10 protein-coding genes and 1 riboswitch are annotated in these 13,828 nt (G+C 51.1%); of the genes, 6 read left to right on the top strand and 4 right to left on the bottom strand.

The features are described from left to right. Window positions 1-16: 16 nt before the first annotated feature. Window positions 17-232: a dodecin gene (locus ACFVYJ_RS02400; RefSeq protein ID WP_419415497.1), complete on the bottom strand. Its 216-nt coding sequence runs from the start codon at window positions 230-232 to the stop codon at window positions 17-19. Window positions 233-349: 117 nt separating this feature from the next. Here ACFVYJ_RS02400 and ACFVYJ_RS02405 point away from each other — a divergent pair, with 117 nt between their 5' ends. Both ACFVYJ_RS02405 and ACFVYJ_RS02410 read left to right on the top strand, forming a co-directional pair. Beyond that, entirely contained in the window at window positions 350-1,231 is an 882-nt protein-coding gene (locus ACFVYJ_RS02405; protein WP_419415496.1) for a DUF808 domain-containing protein, read from the top strand. 359 nt (window positions 1,232-1,590) lie between these two features. Next, entirely contained in the window at window positions 1,591-2,901 is a 1,311-nt protein-coding gene (locus ACFVYJ_RS02410) for a COG1470 family protein (protein ID WP_419415495.1), read from the top strand. Between the two features lie 52 nt (window positions 2,902-2,953). Here ACFVYJ_RS02410 and ACFVYJ_RS02415 read toward each other — a convergent pair whose 3' ends face one another. The 3 genes from ACFVYJ_RS02415 to ACFVYJ_RS02425 all read right to left on the bottom strand — a co-directional run bounded on the left by ACFVYJ_RS02415 (window position 2,954) and on the right by ACFVYJ_RS02425 (window position 7,453). Next, on the bottom strand, window positions 2,954-5,224 hold the full coding sequence (locus ACFVYJ_RS02415) for an Ig-like domain-containing protein (protein WP_419415494.1): 2,271 nt from the start codon (window positions 5,222-5,224) through the stop codon (window positions 2,954-2,956). A 63-nt stretch (window positions 5,225-5,287) separates the two neighbouring features. Next, a riboswitch (cyclic di-GMP riboswitch) is annotated at window positions 5,288-5,366 on the bottom strand. Window positions 5,367-5,707: 341 nt separating this feature from the next. After that, window positions 5,708-5,899 (bottom strand): hypothetical protein, encoded by a 192-nt coding sequence (locus ACFVYJ_RS02420; RefSeq protein WP_419415493.1) that lies wholly within the window; start codon window positions 5,897-5,899, stop codon window positions 5,708-5,710. A gap of 177 nt (window positions 5,900-6,076) precedes the next feature. Continuing rightward, window positions 6,077-7,453, bottom strand: a complete 1,377-nt coding sequence (locus tag ACFVYJ_RS02425; RefSeq protein WP_419415492.1) for a sigma-54 dependent transcriptional regulator — start codon at window positions 7,451-7,453, stop codon at window positions 6,077-6,079. A gap of 259 nt (window positions 7,454-7,712) precedes the next feature. Here ACFVYJ_RS02425 and ACFVYJ_RS02430 point away from each other — a divergent pair, with 259 nt between their 5' ends. From ACFVYJ_RS02430 to fadA, 4 genes are all read left to right on the top strand, one after another. After that, window positions 7,713-9,410: an ExeA family protein gene (locus ACFVYJ_RS02430; protein WP_419415491.1), complete on the top strand. Its 1,698-nt coding sequence runs from the start codon at window positions 7,713-7,715 to the stop codon at window positions 9,408-9,410. A 2-nt stretch (window positions 9,411-9,412) separates the two neighbouring features. Then, complete coding sequence (locus tag ACFVYJ_RS02435) at window positions 9,413-10,159, top strand: general secretion pathway protein GspB (protein WP_419415490.1); 747 nt, start codon at window positions 9,413-9,415, stop codon at window positions 10,157-10,159. Window positions 10,160-10,402: 243 nt separating this feature from the next. After that, a complete protein-coding gene (gene fadB / locus ACFVYJ_RS02440; protein ID WP_419415489.1) occupies window positions 10,403-12,565 on the top strand; it encodes a fatty acid oxidation complex subunit alpha FadB in 2,163 nt (720 codons plus the stop codon). Then, a complete protein-coding gene (gene fadA / locus ACFVYJ_RS02445) occupies window positions 12,562-13,737 on the top strand; it encodes an acetyl-CoA C-acyltransferase FadA (protein WP_419415488.1) in 1,176 nt (391 codons plus the stop codon). The genes fadB and fadA overlap by 4 nt, the downstream gene beginning before the upstream one ends. Window positions 13,738-13,828: the final 91 nt, after the last annotated feature.

Consider the following 13,828-nt stretch of genomic DNA (forward strand, 5'->3'; position numbering starts at 1 on the left):
CGTGTTTATTTACGCTTTAGCTACTTTCAATACGGAAACCGATTTTCAGTGTGACCTGAAAATGTCCAACCTGCCCATTGACTATATGCCCCCGGGTCTCCACAACTTCGAACCAGTCGAGATTCTTGACTGACTTGCCACATTCTGTGATCGCATTTTGAATGGCATCCTCAATACTGGTGCGGGATGAACCCACCAGTTCAAGTTTCTTATAGGTATGATGATCAGACATGGTTATCTCCTTGCGTGGTAACGTTGAACCAGTATAGTTCAGGGCAGGGATGACTGACCGTCGCCAGCGGACAGATCTGATGTGTACCCCTGTGTTTACAGGGCTGAAGGAGTAATTATGGCTATCGCTTCACTGCTTACCTTGCTGGATGATGTAGCCAGCGTACTGGATGATGTTGCGGCTATGAGTAAAGTCGCAGCGAAAAAGACCTCAGGGGTATTGGGTGACGACCTGGCACTGAATGCTCAACAGGTATCCGGGGTGAAAGCGGACCGTGAACTGCCAGTGGTATGGGCCGTGGCCAAAGGCTCGCTGCTGAATAAAGCCATTCTGGTACCCGCGGCACTATTGATCAGTTATTTCCTGCCTTGGGCGGTGAGTATTCTGTTATTGCTGGGCGGGTTGTTTCTGTGTTTTGAGGGTGCTGAAAAAGTGCTTGAGAAGCTGTTTCACCGTCAACATAAAACTGCCCATCCGCCACAGCCACTGGATGAGGCGAGTAAAATCAAAGGCGCTATTCGCACCGATTTTATACTCTCTGCAGAGATTATCGTAATTACGCTGGGTGTGGTGGCTGCTACACCTCTGCCCACGCAGATCAGTGTGTTAATTGTTGTGGCGCTGCTTATTACCGTCGGGGTGTACGGTTTGGTGGCCGCGATTGTCAAACTGGACGATCTCGGTCTGTACCTTTACCAGAAACCCGGCGCGCTGACAGTTACCCGCCATTTGGGTCGCTTTATTCTTACTTTTGCACCGCTACTCATGAAGTTGCTTGCCATCGTGGGCACCCTGGCGATGTTTCTGGTGGGCGGTGGCATCCTTACCCATACCGTACCTCTGGTACATCATGTGCTGGAGGCTATGTTACTTCAGCTTAACCTGTCTGGTGGGGTGCATAGTGTTGTCACCATTGTGTTAGAGGGTATGGCAGGATTAGCGGCTGGACTCATATTGGTTGGCTGTTACAGTGTATTACAAAAATTAAAACCCGCCTGAGGGTTATACCGTTTGGTTGGCAAGTTGTTTCAGTGACTTGCCGTACTATCCGTTACATATTCTGAACACTAAAGTGGTGTTATCTCGGGATATGTAACACCTTCCTGACAGTTATTGTCATTTGCCGATTTTAGTCTTTTATAAAACCTTGGTATTTCATGTACATACCAGTCTGGTGTGAGTTATGCATTGCTATTTCTGAGCTCCTTGTGGCCTTTGTCTAAGGACCCTGATCACGAGAGCGGGAGCGGAATGCCTCCCTGCTAGCAGATACGCCGCAAGGCGGCATTTCGAAAACGGTCGTCTGTACCAGCCAAAGTCGCTGGTACAAGCAATCAAAGCGAAAGGAGGGTAGCGGTATGTCCCTGCTTAATAAACACGCAATAGCTGCTTACATTAAGCGGTGCGGCCTGGGATTTGCCGGTGCCGTATTGGCTTTGATGTGGAGTATGACTGCGTATGCGGACCTTCAGGACTACGCCGGAACGGCTACGGTTCCGGGTGGCATTACGCCTATGGTACATGAGGGTAATCTAACTTGTTTAGATCTCTACGGTGATGTACCCGGGTTATTGGAGGTAAAACTTAGCCCGGACCAATACCTGAATAATGATTGGGTAACTATCGTATTGGGCAGTAACAATACGTTTTCCTGGTCGAACTTTCAGGGCACGATACACGGTATTTTTGTTAAGGGTGGTCCGATCGGCGGTAACCTGTATGACTATGACGGTTCCGGCATCAATGCGGATGGTAACCTGCACTCACCAGTTAACCCCCAAAATGGCAAAAACAGTGGCTTAAGCCATATCTCATTCTGCTATTTTCCGGGTGACCCTGATATCGATGTTGTCAAAGACTGTCCTGCAGCACCGGTGTTAGTTAACGGTGGTGCTGATGGTGCAACCTATAACTATGAAGTTACCGTAACCAATACCGGTGACGGTATTTTAAGTAACTTCCAGGTCAATGAGTCCATTGCGGGTTGTAATATCAGTAATGTACCGGTGTCTTTGGCTGAAGGCGCTTCTGCGGTCATTAACGTGGCCTGTACGGTGCCAAGCCCGCTGCCAGCTTCGGGTTATAACGAAGTGACTGTCAGTGCGGATACTGAGTTTGCGCACGAGCCATCAGTTAGCGATGACGGCAATACTACCTGTCCGGATTTTGCGCCGCCTTCTATCGACATCGTGAAATCTTGTGGTGACCCAATGATTCGTCTGGTTGAGGTCCCTCATGACGGTGGCACTATCCTTGGTGTTGAAGCCTGTGTTGATATCACAGTCACCAATACAGGTGCTGATGAAACGCTCACCAATGTCATGCTGACAGATACAGTCGCGTTGGATAGCCCAATGCCACTGCCAAATCTGCTGGCAGGTGAAAGTTACCCACTATCACTGTGTTACTTCCCGGCTGCACCTACCGGCGACACCATGATGTGGGATCCGGGTACCCATTCGGTCTACACCGTACTGGCTGACCTGTTAGATACACCAGAAGCATTGTTCAGTAACACCGCAGGTGTCACTGCGCAGGGTGTGTTCTCGGGTACAGGTGTGTTTGCATCTGATGATGCAGATTGCTCAATCTGTTACTCAAGCACCCCAGGCTTGCCATCGGCTTGTCCGCATCCCGATGACAACCCATACCTGCTGCCTTTACCTTAAAGGTCTGCTGCAATAAGAAAGGGCACCGTAAGGTGCCCTTTTTGTTGTGCAATTATTTGTTGGGGCCCTTGCCACCTTTACCGCCGCCTTTACTGCCGCCGCTGGTGGTGCCATCGCTACCGCTGTCAGACAGTTGGATGGTCACACTGGCGTTGGCGCTCAGGTTGCCATCACTGATGGTATAACTGAAGGTATCACTGCTTTTAAAGCGTTTACCTGGGGTGTAAATCAACTGGTTACCATTGCGGGACACGCTGCCATAGCGGCCTTGATCAAAGCTGACCAGGCTCAGGCTGTCACCCTCTGGGTCACTGTCATTGGATAGTACCGCAATGATGACACTGGTTTTACTGCTGATGGTTACCAAGTCGTTCTGTGCCAGCGGGGCGTTGTTGGCTGAGGCACTGACAGTGACGGAAACAGACCCGGTAGCATAACCGCCCTGGCCATCAGTAACGCTGTAGTTAAATATTTCAGTGCCGCTAAAACCGTTTGCCGGGGTAAACACCAGGTTGCCACCACTGATGGTGACGCCGCCATTTACTCCGCTGGTGCCGGTAATACTCAGGGCGTCACCATCCGCATCATAGTCATTGGCCAGTACTGCAATCGAAACACTGGTATTGGCCTGGGTTGAGGCGCTGTCATTGACTGCCACCGGCGCGTTGTTACTGGCGGTTACATTAACACTGACATTGGCAGAGTCGCTGCCGCCGTTACCATCACTGATGCTGTAGCTGAAGGTTTCAACGCCACTAAAGCCGGTATTGGGGGTGAATATCAAATTGCCACCACTGATGCTGACACTGCCATTCACACCACTGGTACCGGTAATGCTCAGATTGTCACCATCGGCATCGTTGTCATTAGCCAGTACGGCAATGCTTACTGCAGCACTTTCGCTGGTGGTGGCACTGTCATTTTGCGCAACAGGTGCGGTATTGCTGGGTGCTGGCTGGTCATCCATGGCAATGGCAACGGTGATGCCATTGCTGTCATTGGTGACGACATTGACGGTAATGCCCGCGTCTGAATCGGTAAAGCTCTGACCGACTTCCAGTGCCGCATCATAAAGGTCAAAACCAGGCAATACAGTGACGGTTTCCGGGGTCATATCTAACAGGTAACTACTGTTGCCATCGCCTTCAGTTGCGGTGTGGATAATGACACCATTGGCAATGTTTTCAGGGTATTTGTACAGTCCTGGTTCAAACGGCTCACTGTCCCAACCGATAGGCTGACGGTACTCAAGGTAGTACCAGCGTTGTGCGCCGGAGGCGTCAGTGCCACGTGGGATACGCAGTGCTTTAACCTCATTGGTATTACTGGCGATCGGCGAAATTTGGTAGGTGCCAGAGCTGGTCACAGTTGTAATATCGGGCGATACACCATAGTCCAGCCAACCCAGGCGGGTTTTGTTAAATGCATTCATATGGCCAATCTGGCTACCCATGATATCCAGGAAGTCACCGTAGATTAGATTGGTACAACTGGTGGTTTCAGTATCGCCTACGCAGTCCATGGCATGTGCATGGTACAACCCCAGATTATGGCTGAACTCATGTGCGACAACACGGGTGTCCAGCGCCGAGCTGATCCAGGCCCGGGAGGGGGAGCCGCCAATGGTGCCAGCATTGGTGCTACAGTTGCTGCCCGGTGGCAACATAAAGATCAGGTGATCATAACCACTTAGGTTAACGCCGGCACCTGTTGCCATATTCATCGCCAGGTCATCCCAGTTGGAGGGACAGCTACCGGCATAACCATCAACGGGTACGGTATACCAGCCAAACACATTGCCGCTTAACCAGGTTTGGTTATAGGAGTTTTCCTGAATAAAGTCGTTCACCTGAGTGAATACATTGTTATCAACCTGTGCAGCGGACCAGGGTTTGTCACTGGGTTGATCCTGAAAATTCACCATCAGTACTGCGACTTTACGTTCGCCTAAACTACCGCTCAGAATGCCTTCGCTGCCGGCGGACTCGGCACCATTAGCGCCCATGACTATCAGGCTGGTGTCAGCAGCAACGGCTTTATGTCCGGCATCAGCAGTGATGTTATTCAGGATGACTGGTTGGCCTGTTAAAAGATGTTCAGGCAACTCGAGTCCTTGTAGGGAGATACGTTCACCCGTGCTGGTTTGTACGAAGTTGTGCTCACGATAATCACCGGAGGCAAAGTCTTCGACGATTCGGATCAATTGTCCTTCAACAGTAGACAATGCGGGCACTGAAGATTGGGTGCTCGTTTGCAGATAGCCTGCAGAATATACAGTGGCACACATGCCAAGGACAGCAACAAGGGAAAGCCGCTTTTTCATGGGAATCTCCGCAACATTTAAGCTAAGATCCCCAACGCGCAAAATCTGTCGGAAACGCTCTCCTTCGGTAGTTCGGCCATCCTCACAAGGAGGATCCGGAGCTTTGCGACACCCAATTACTCGGGTTGTGCCCTTTCGGAAGAGGATCTTTCAAGGTGGTACTGTTTTCCCACCCGCCTTACATAAGTTTTGTATTGAATTTTGTTACAGCCGTAGCCGCATAATCAGCCTTGATGTGTTCCCCTAACCCGTTCCGCTCGGTGGGCGCCTGCTACCAGCGTCAAACCTGTTCAACGACTGTACAACATGTCACATCTGTGAACTTAGGTGCATCCTAGCATTTACAACTGTACAAGTCTTATACAATTGTGGAATAAAACAAGCGTTTGTTTGATATAGATTAACAACATGTAAACAGCACGGGGGATGCAGTGGGAGGGCAGTTGTTAACGCAGGGAGAAAATAGGGAAGGAGACGCGAAGTTCAGAAATGATCGTGTGGATGGACACTGTCCAGTTCGTCCCAAAGGACAATGAAGACTTCAGACGGGTTGGATTTTTTGTGGTTAGTACGCCGCAGGTGGCGGCCGGCAACAGGACGGAACTGCGCGGCAACTACAGTGCCGGACTCTTCGTCTTCAGCCTGATGCTCGGTACTGGGTAGCAATTCTTTCATATTCAAACCGGTAGCCCCGCTATGGGCGATATTCAATGATGGTGCAAGGAATATCGCAAAGATTGAGCCATATAAAAAAAATGCAATGAAAACAATTGCATAAAATTTAATGCAGGTTTGTGGCCGGTTGAAAATGTAAAGCCAGTGAAACAAAAAGCGGCTTTTGGCCAGCCTGCTTTATTTCAGTCCGTATTTGTCAATGAGTCGGTATAGGGTAACGCGTGAGATGCCCAGCATCTTGGCGGTTTTGGAAATATTGTTATGGGCGTAGTGCAAGGTGCTTTTGATCGCTACCTCTTCGGCTTTTTGCCGTGCCTCATCCAATGACACAACATCTACCGGTGTATAACCAAGATCAAGGCCAAGGTCAGCGGGGGTAATCAAACGGTTTTCAGTCATGACTAATGCACGGCGAATACGGTTGATCATCTCACGGATATTACCGGGCCAGGGATGGCTGTTCATCGCCATTAATGCCTTGCGGGTAAAGCCTTGAGCGTTCAAGCCATATTCATCGGAAAACTTGCGAAAGAAGTAATACGCCAGTAGCTCAATATCTTCAAATCGCTCTGCCAGAGAGGGGACATGGATATTCAGTACATTCAGGCGATAAAACAGATCTTCGCGAAAATGCCCCTGATCGACCGCTTCTTCTAAGTTGACATGGCTGGCGGCGATGATGCGGGCATTCACATGATGACTGTCGTTGCCACCCAGACGCTCGATGGTGGACTCTTCCAGAAACCGCAGTAGATAAACCTGAAGTTCTAGCGGCAAATCACCAATTTCATCGAGGAATATCGTGCCACCCTGAGCGGCTTCAATCTTACCAATCTTCTGTTTATAGGCACCGGTAAAGGCACCTTTTTCAAAGCCAAACAACTCTGCGTGAATCAAGGTATCTGGCAGGGCACCACAATTAACTGCGATAAAAGGTCCCTCGGCCCGGTCGGAGCGTTGATGAATCGCCCGCGCCACCATTTCTTTGCCGGTACCGGTATCTCCGCTGATTAATACCGGGGCATCGACACCGGCGACTTTACGAATACCATCGAACACTTGGCGAATTTTGTTGCTGGCACCCACCATTTCAGAGTATTCGGTGTATTCCTCTGCAGCATCATGCTCTATTGCGCGTAAATAGGCGATGCCATAGGCATGCCCCAGTACGGTTTTCAAAAACCGGAAGTTGTCTTTTAGTGGCAGGGTGAAGTAGTCATAGAAGTTCTCATAGATCAGACGCCGGAATTGGCTATCCAGCAGATCGCGATGTTCAATCAGAGCAATCCAGCTACGGGTGTAGTCGGAATTAATGATGGTAATAATCTGCTCGTGCTGTTCAGGTGTCAGGTTACTGAGGTATACCATGCCGACAAGATAGGGGTAATGCTCCATATGGGATTTAGCCTGATGCAGGTTCGTCACCCGGTCGATCGCCCAGTTTGAAAACTCAAAGGTATCAATGTCGTTTTGGTGATACTCAGCCAAATCTAGATAGAGCGCTTTACGAACCGTCGTATCACTTGGGTTCGCAAGTGAGAATTCCGTATTCATGACGTCACCATTAGGGGGGGCTGGTGCAGCGGGTAATTCCGTCGCGGTATGTCCTTATGTATCTAATTGTAGTTACAGGATGGTCATTATGACTGAAACCTTCGCATGTAAACTGTACACAAGCTGAACAAAATTTAATGAAAACTTTAATAAAAACTTACAGGTGCCCGGTGCTGTGTATATTAATACACAACGAATTAACAATTAGGATGTAAACTGTCATTAAGTCTATGCAGTATTTCTCAGCACCGGGGCCTCGATGTACAACAACTATTTTGGTCTGACAGAAGCGCCTTTTTCCATCGCACCGGATCCTCGCTTCCTATATATGAGTGAACAGCACCGAGAGGCGCTGGCGCACCTGCTATATGGGGTCGGTAGTAATGGTGGTTTTATCTTGCTGACCGGAGAAGTGGGCACCGGCAAAACCACCGTCTGCCGCTGCTTGCTGGAGCAGATGCCGGAGCAGACGGAAATTGCTCTGGTGCTGAACCCGAAATACACCGTTAAAGAACTGCTGTCCGCCATCTGCGATGATTTGGCGATCAGTTACAGCGGCTCCAGTGAGATGAAGGAATATGTTGATGCACTTAATCAGCATTTGCTGGAAAATTATCGCAGTAACCGGCACACCGTATTAATTATCGATGAAGCACAGAACTTGTCGGTGGATGTACTGGAAACTATCCGCTTGCTCACCAATCTTGAAACTAATACGCAAAAATTATTGCAGATCATTTTGATTGGCCAGCCAGAGCTATTGGACTTATTGCAGCGTCCGGAACTACGGCAGTTAAATCAGCGAATCACGGCGCGTTACCATTTAAGGGCATTGCGGCAGGATGAATTGGCAGGCTATATCTCTCATCGTTTGTCCATTGCCGGTGTTGAGTGCCAGTTGTTTCCTGCAGCATCCATTAAGCGCCTGTATCAGCTTACTAAGGGTATCCCACGGCTGGTTAATATCGTATGTGACCGGGCTCTGCTCGGCACCTATGTGCAGCGAGAGAATAAGGTACGATCCGAAACGCTGGGCAAAGCGGCTCATGAAGTGTTTGGAGAAGGCAGCAAGGCACATGCAGTTAAGTCTGGCAGGGTGGGTAAGGTTGCAGGGCTGGCACTCGGTCTGCTGCTTCTGGTTGGCGTTGCCTTTACCCCTCAGGGCCAGGCATTACTGGATCAGTTAACCCCCGCATCGACCGTAGCCCCGGTGCAGCATAAACCGGTTGCTGAGGCGCAGCAGATGCCTGTTGCCTCCGCCGCCAGCGCCGGAGTTTCTGACCATCAAACGGCACAGTCCGAACCGGCTATACCTGAATTATCCAACCCGTCCAACTGGACCTGGCAGGATAACGAACATGCTGCACTGACACAGGTATTGGCTTATCAGGACCTGCTTAAACTATGGAATATTGATTACAACCCACGGGATAATCCCGGTGTTTGTCGGTTTGCCGAAAGCCAGGGATTGCGTTGTATGTTTACTGTTTCGCGGCTGGATGACTTAGTCCGGCTTAACCGCCCGGCAGTGCTAAGCCTGTTTAACCCCCAGGGACAGAAATATTTTGTCACCTTGGAATCGGTACATAAGGACCGGGCCAAGGTCAGGCTGGTGGGCAAAACACATTGGGTAAAATTGGCTGACTTGCAACTTTGGCTGGATGGCGAGTTCGCCGTTTTGTGGCATACACCTGAAGCTTACACGGGGATTTTGCAGCCAGGGGGCACCGGCCCGATGTTGGCCTGGCTGGATGAGCAATTGGCGCTAATTCAGGGTCGCTCACCACTGAATCAGGCACCGGCTATTTATGATGACAGTTTAGTGCGCCAGGTTCGCCGTTTTCAATTGAGCCAAGGCTTAAGCCCAGACGGTGCTGTCGGGCCACACACCGTGATACAACTGAACTCTGCCACTCAGAATAATCTGCCGTTGTTGTATACGGCTGTCGAGGAGTAAGCATGTCTTATATTCTGGATGCCTTAAAACGCTCTGATCAGGATCGGCTCAAAGGGAGTACGCCAGATCTGCAGACACAGCCTGAACCGCCGGTTTTCGTCCATCCACCAGCCCGTAATACGGGTGTTGGACGCTTGCTATTCTGGGCCATGGTTATTGTGCTGTTGGCGGCTGTGCTCTGGTTTGGCATACCGCAGTTTCCACAGCAGGGTCTTAAACCTGCAACTCTAGAGGCTGTTGCTGAACCGACTCAGGCAGCAGCGCCGGTTGATACCGCAAAGCTGGAACCCGTTAAGGCGAACAGTAATGAACAAACCCTGGAGCAACTGAAAGGGGTGCAGCTCGATCTGGCACCGGCAGAAGCCGCGCCGATGGCTATCAACGAACAACCAACTGAGCAGCCCGGTCCAGCAGCATCGCAACAACACACAGATCTTGTACAGGATCAGACCCCGCGATCGCTGGCCAAAACAACGCCAAGTCGGCCACAACCCACGCCTAAGCCAGACCCCTATCAGGGTATACCGCACCAGCGGCAGTTATCATCCGACCTGCAACGCTCATTGCCTGATCTGGCGATCAGCGTGCATATCTACTCAGAGAGCCCCGCTTCCCGCCTGGTCAGAATCAATAACACGACCTATCGTGAAGGTGACCAGGTTGATCGCCAGTTAACACTGGATGAGATTACGCCGGATGGTGTGATTATGTCGATCCGCAATAACCGTTTCTGGCGCCGCAACCGCTGATTGTTTTTGTTATCAATTGCGCAGCTAAATGTCATTTTGCCGGCTAATGCCCTCAACTAGGCTTATCAGCGAGTCTAGGGTTTAACACCCACGCCTTGGTCTGTTGATCGGGTAAGCGGTTGGGCTGTAGCGTGCCTATCAAAAATACTCTCTTTATCAACGCTGTTATCTTATCTCCCCATCCGGGTGTTTCGCTGACTTAGGCACTAAACTTAAACGGAACAACTTGGAGGTATCCGCAGCATGCTTTATCAGGGTCAGGTCCTTCAGTTATCCGAACAGCCTGCCGGGCTATACCGGTTGTGTATTGATGACCAAACGCAGGCGCTGAATAAACTCAGCCAGCGAGCTTTAGCCGAGCTTGAAGCGGTGCTGGATCTGCTGGAAAGCAGCAAAACGCTCTCTGGTCTGTTAATTATCAGTGGCAAACCCGCCTTCATCGTTGGCGCGGATATCGCTGAATTCAGTCAAGTTTTTGCGTTGCCAGCAGAGCGCGTCAGCGAGTTACTGGTGCAAATGAATCAGTTATTCAACCGGCTTGAAGACCTGCCTTGTCCTACCGTATCTGCCATCTCTGGTCTGGCCCTTGGTGGTGGATTTGAACTGGCACTGGCGACCGATTTCCGGGTGATGGCAGCCAATGCCAGGGTTGGCTTACCTGAGGTGAAACTGGGGTTGTATCCCGCTTGGGGGGGGACCGTGCGTCTGCCGCGGTTGATTGGTATCGATAATGCCAATGACTGGATCTGTGGTGGCGAGGAGAAAACTGCAGCCGAGGCGCTAGCTCAGGGTGCCGCCGATGCGATTGTCGCTGCTGACCGGTTGGAGGAGGCAGGTGTTGACCTGTTACAGCGCTGCGCCGCAGGAGAACTGAACTCTCAACCTCGGCGCCAGCGGAAACAACAATCAATCGCTTTGCCTGCGGCTGAGCAATTAATGGCGTTCGAATCGGCTAAAGCATTGGTGAAAAAAAAGGCGGGCCGGCACTATCCGGCACCTCTGGCAGCACTGATGACTATGCAGCAGCATGCGCTTATGCCACGCGATGCCGCGCAGCAAGTTGAGCAGCAGGGTTTTATCCCACTGGCTCAGGGCGAGGTCAGCGCAGCGTTGATTAGCCTGTTCGTAAAAGAACACTTGTTACGTAAGCTCACAGGGCGTTACATCATCTCGGAGTCCTCGACCACTCAAGCCGCTGTTCTGGGGGCCGGTATCATGGGCGGTGGGATTGCCTGCCAGGCGGCGCTGAAGGGGGTGTCTGTATTGTTACGCGATATTTCTGTCAAAGCATTAAACACCGGGTTAGCAACAGCTGACAGCCGACTGCGCCGCCGGGTTGAACGTGGCCGCATGTCACCGGTTGCCATGATCGATACTCTGCATCGCATTACGCCTACCCAGGGATTTGCCGGTTTTAGACAGCTGGATGTGGTGGTCGAAGCTGTCACCGAAAAGCTGGCGATTAAGCAACAGGTACTGGCAGATGTTGAACCGCGTCTGGGGGATCAGACGATTCTGACGACGAATACGTCAACCCTGTCGATTGGCCTGTTGGCTAAATCACTGCAGCGGCCTGACCGTTTCTGCGGCTTGCATTTTTTTAATCCAGTACATCGTATGCCATTGGTTGAGGTGATACGAGGGCCGCAAACCAGTGATCATTGTGTCAGCCAGGCGGTGCAATTTGCCTTGGCAATCGGCAAAACTCCGGTGGTGGTCAACGACTGCCCGGGATTTCTGGTTAATCGCATTCTTATGGCGTATTTACTGGGGTTTGAGCAACTGCTGCGGCAGGGTGTGTCGCCGTATCATATCGATAAAGTCATGCATGCTTATGGCTGGCCAATGGGGCCAGCAGCACTGCTGGATGCCGTAGGTCTCGATACAGCCAGTCATGCCGGTCATATTATGGCAGCAGGTTATCCGGAGCGGATGGCGTTCAGCGACAGTGTAATTGACCGCTTGTATCAGCAAGAGCGGCTTGGTGAGAAAAATGGCGTGGGTTTCTACCGTCATGGGGTGGATAAAAAAGGCCACAGACAGGTTGCGCCGGATCCTGATCTGACAGCACTGTTGCCGACTTCTGACGGTCAGGCAATCAGCATTAGCGATGATCAGATCGTATCTTGCCTGATGTTACCGCTACTACTGGAAACGGTGCGTTGCCTGGAAGAGCGGGTAGTCACCAGTCCGGTGGAAGCCGACATGGCCGTGGTGATGGGATTGGGGTACCCACCATTTCGTGGTGGACCGCTACACACCATCGATACGTTGGGCGCGAAAAAAATCTGCGACCAGGCAGCAGCGCTTTCAACTTGGGGTGAGTTATACCGGCCACCGCCAGGTTTGCAGCAGATGGCCGCTGAGGGCAGGTGCTTTTTTCCTACAGCTGAGGTGCGGTCATGAAATTACAGCCAACTGATGCGGTGATTGTTGATGCCCTGCGGACACCAATGGCGCGCTCCAAAGCGGGCGCTTTCAAATATGTTCGTGCGGAGAATCTGTCAGCTCACCTGATGCAGCAACTGCTTGTTCGCCAGCCTGAAGTGAAAGCTGTTGAAACTGATGACGTTATCTGGGGCTGTGTTAATCAGACCCTTGAACAGGGTTTTAATATTGCGCGTATGGCGGCCTTGATTGCGGGTTTACCGGCCACGATACCGGCGCAGACGGTGAACCGTTTATGTGGCTCTTCCATGACCGCACTGCATAGCGCAGTACAGGCAATTCAATCCGGTTGTGGTCATCAATATCTGGTTGGTGGGGTAGAGCATATGGGGCATGTTCCCATGACTCACGGTATCGACATTAACCCCGCGCTGGCCCACCAGACTGCCAAGGCCTCGATGATGATGGGGGTTACCGCCGAGATGCTTGCCAAAATGCATCAGATCAGCCGCGAAGAACAAGACCGTTTTGCCCTTAGATCACACCAGCGCGCTTATGCTGCGCAGGAGCAGGGGTTATGGCAGGGCGAGATTGCCCCAATTGAGGCGCATAATGAAGAGGGTTTTCTCTGTTTGCTGCAGCAAGATGAGGTAATCCGTAGCGATGCCAATTTGGCCGCTTTGGGACACCTGCCGCCGGCCTTTATGCCGAAACATGGCAGTGTCACTGCAGGTAATGCTTCAGCGATGTCGGATGGTGCCAGCGCCATGCTGCTGATGAGTGCCGCCAAGGCAGATGCGCTGAGCCTGAAACCTCGGGCACGGGTTGCTGGCATGGCTGTTGCCGGCTGTGATCCGGCAGTGATGGGCCTTGGGCCGGTATTTGCGGTACAGAAATTATTACAACAGACTGGACTGGCCTTGAACCAGATTGAGCTGCTGGAGATCAATGAAGCCTTTGCTGTACAGGTCTTGGCGGTATTACAACAATTACAGTTACAGGACCAGTATGATGCCAAGGTCAATCTGAACGGCGGGGCGATTGCTTTAGGGCACCCCTTGGGCTGTAGTGGCACCCGGATCTGTACGACGCTGTTAAATCTTATGGAGGCGAAAGATGCCACCTTGGGTGTGGCTACATTATGCGTCGGCATGGGGCAGGGGGTCGCAACATTGATCGAACGGATTTAATGTTTTTTCAGTGACATAAAAATCGGCTGAATTAATTAATTACTTTGGTGGTAAAAATAAAATACATAAAAACATGAGTTTATAGTCATAT

The organism is Pontibacter sp. JAM-7 (assembly GCF_048548695.2).
Classification (GTDB): Bacteria; Pseudomonadota; Gammaproteobacteria; order Pseudomonadales; family Balneatricaceae; genus Neptuniibacter.

What these genes read in the sequence shown, in the direction of transcription:
- ACFVYJ_RS02415 (WP_419415494.1), bottom strand. Translation starts at nt 5,224, where the DNA reads ATGAAAAAGCGGCTTTCCCTTGTTGCTGTCCTTGGCATGTGTGCCACT.
- ACFVYJ_RS02400 (WP_419415497.1), bottom strand. Translation starts at nt 232, where the DNA reads ATGTCTGATCATCATACCTATAAGAAACTTGAACTGGTGGGTTCATCC.
- ACFVYJ_RS02405 (WP_419415496.1), top strand. Translation starts at nt 350, where the DNA reads ATGGCTATCGCTTCACTGCTTACCTTGCTGGATGATGTAGCCAGCGTA.
- ACFVYJ_RS02410 (WP_419415495.1), top strand. Translation starts at nt 1,591, where the DNA reads ATGTCCCTGCTTAATAAACACGCAATAGCTGCTTACATTAAGCGGTGC.
- ACFVYJ_RS02420 (WP_419415493.1), bottom strand. Translation starts at nt 5,899, where the DNA reads ATGAAAGAATTGCTACCCAGTACCGAGCATCAGGCTGAAGACGAAGAG.
- ACFVYJ_RS02430 (WP_419415491.1), top strand. Translation starts at nt 7,713, where the DNA reads ATGTACAACAACTATTTTGGTCTGACAGAAGCGCCTTTTTCCATCGCA.
- fadA (WP_419415488.1), top strand. Translation starts at nt 12,562, where the DNA reads ATGAAATTACAGCCAACTGATGCGGTGATTGTTGATGCCCTGCGGACA.
- fadB (WP_419415489.1), top strand. Translation starts at nt 10,403, where the DNA reads ATGCTTTATCAGGGTCAGGTCCTTCAGTTATCCGAACAGCCTGCCGGG.
- ACFVYJ_RS02435 (WP_419415490.1), top strand. Translation starts at nt 9,413, where the DNA reads ATGTCTTATATTCTGGATGCCTTAAAACGCTCTGATCAGGATCGGCTC.
- ACFVYJ_RS02425 (WP_419415492.1), bottom strand. Translation starts at nt 7,453, where the DNA reads ATGAATACGGAATTCTCACTTGCGAACCCAAGTGATACGACGGTTCGT.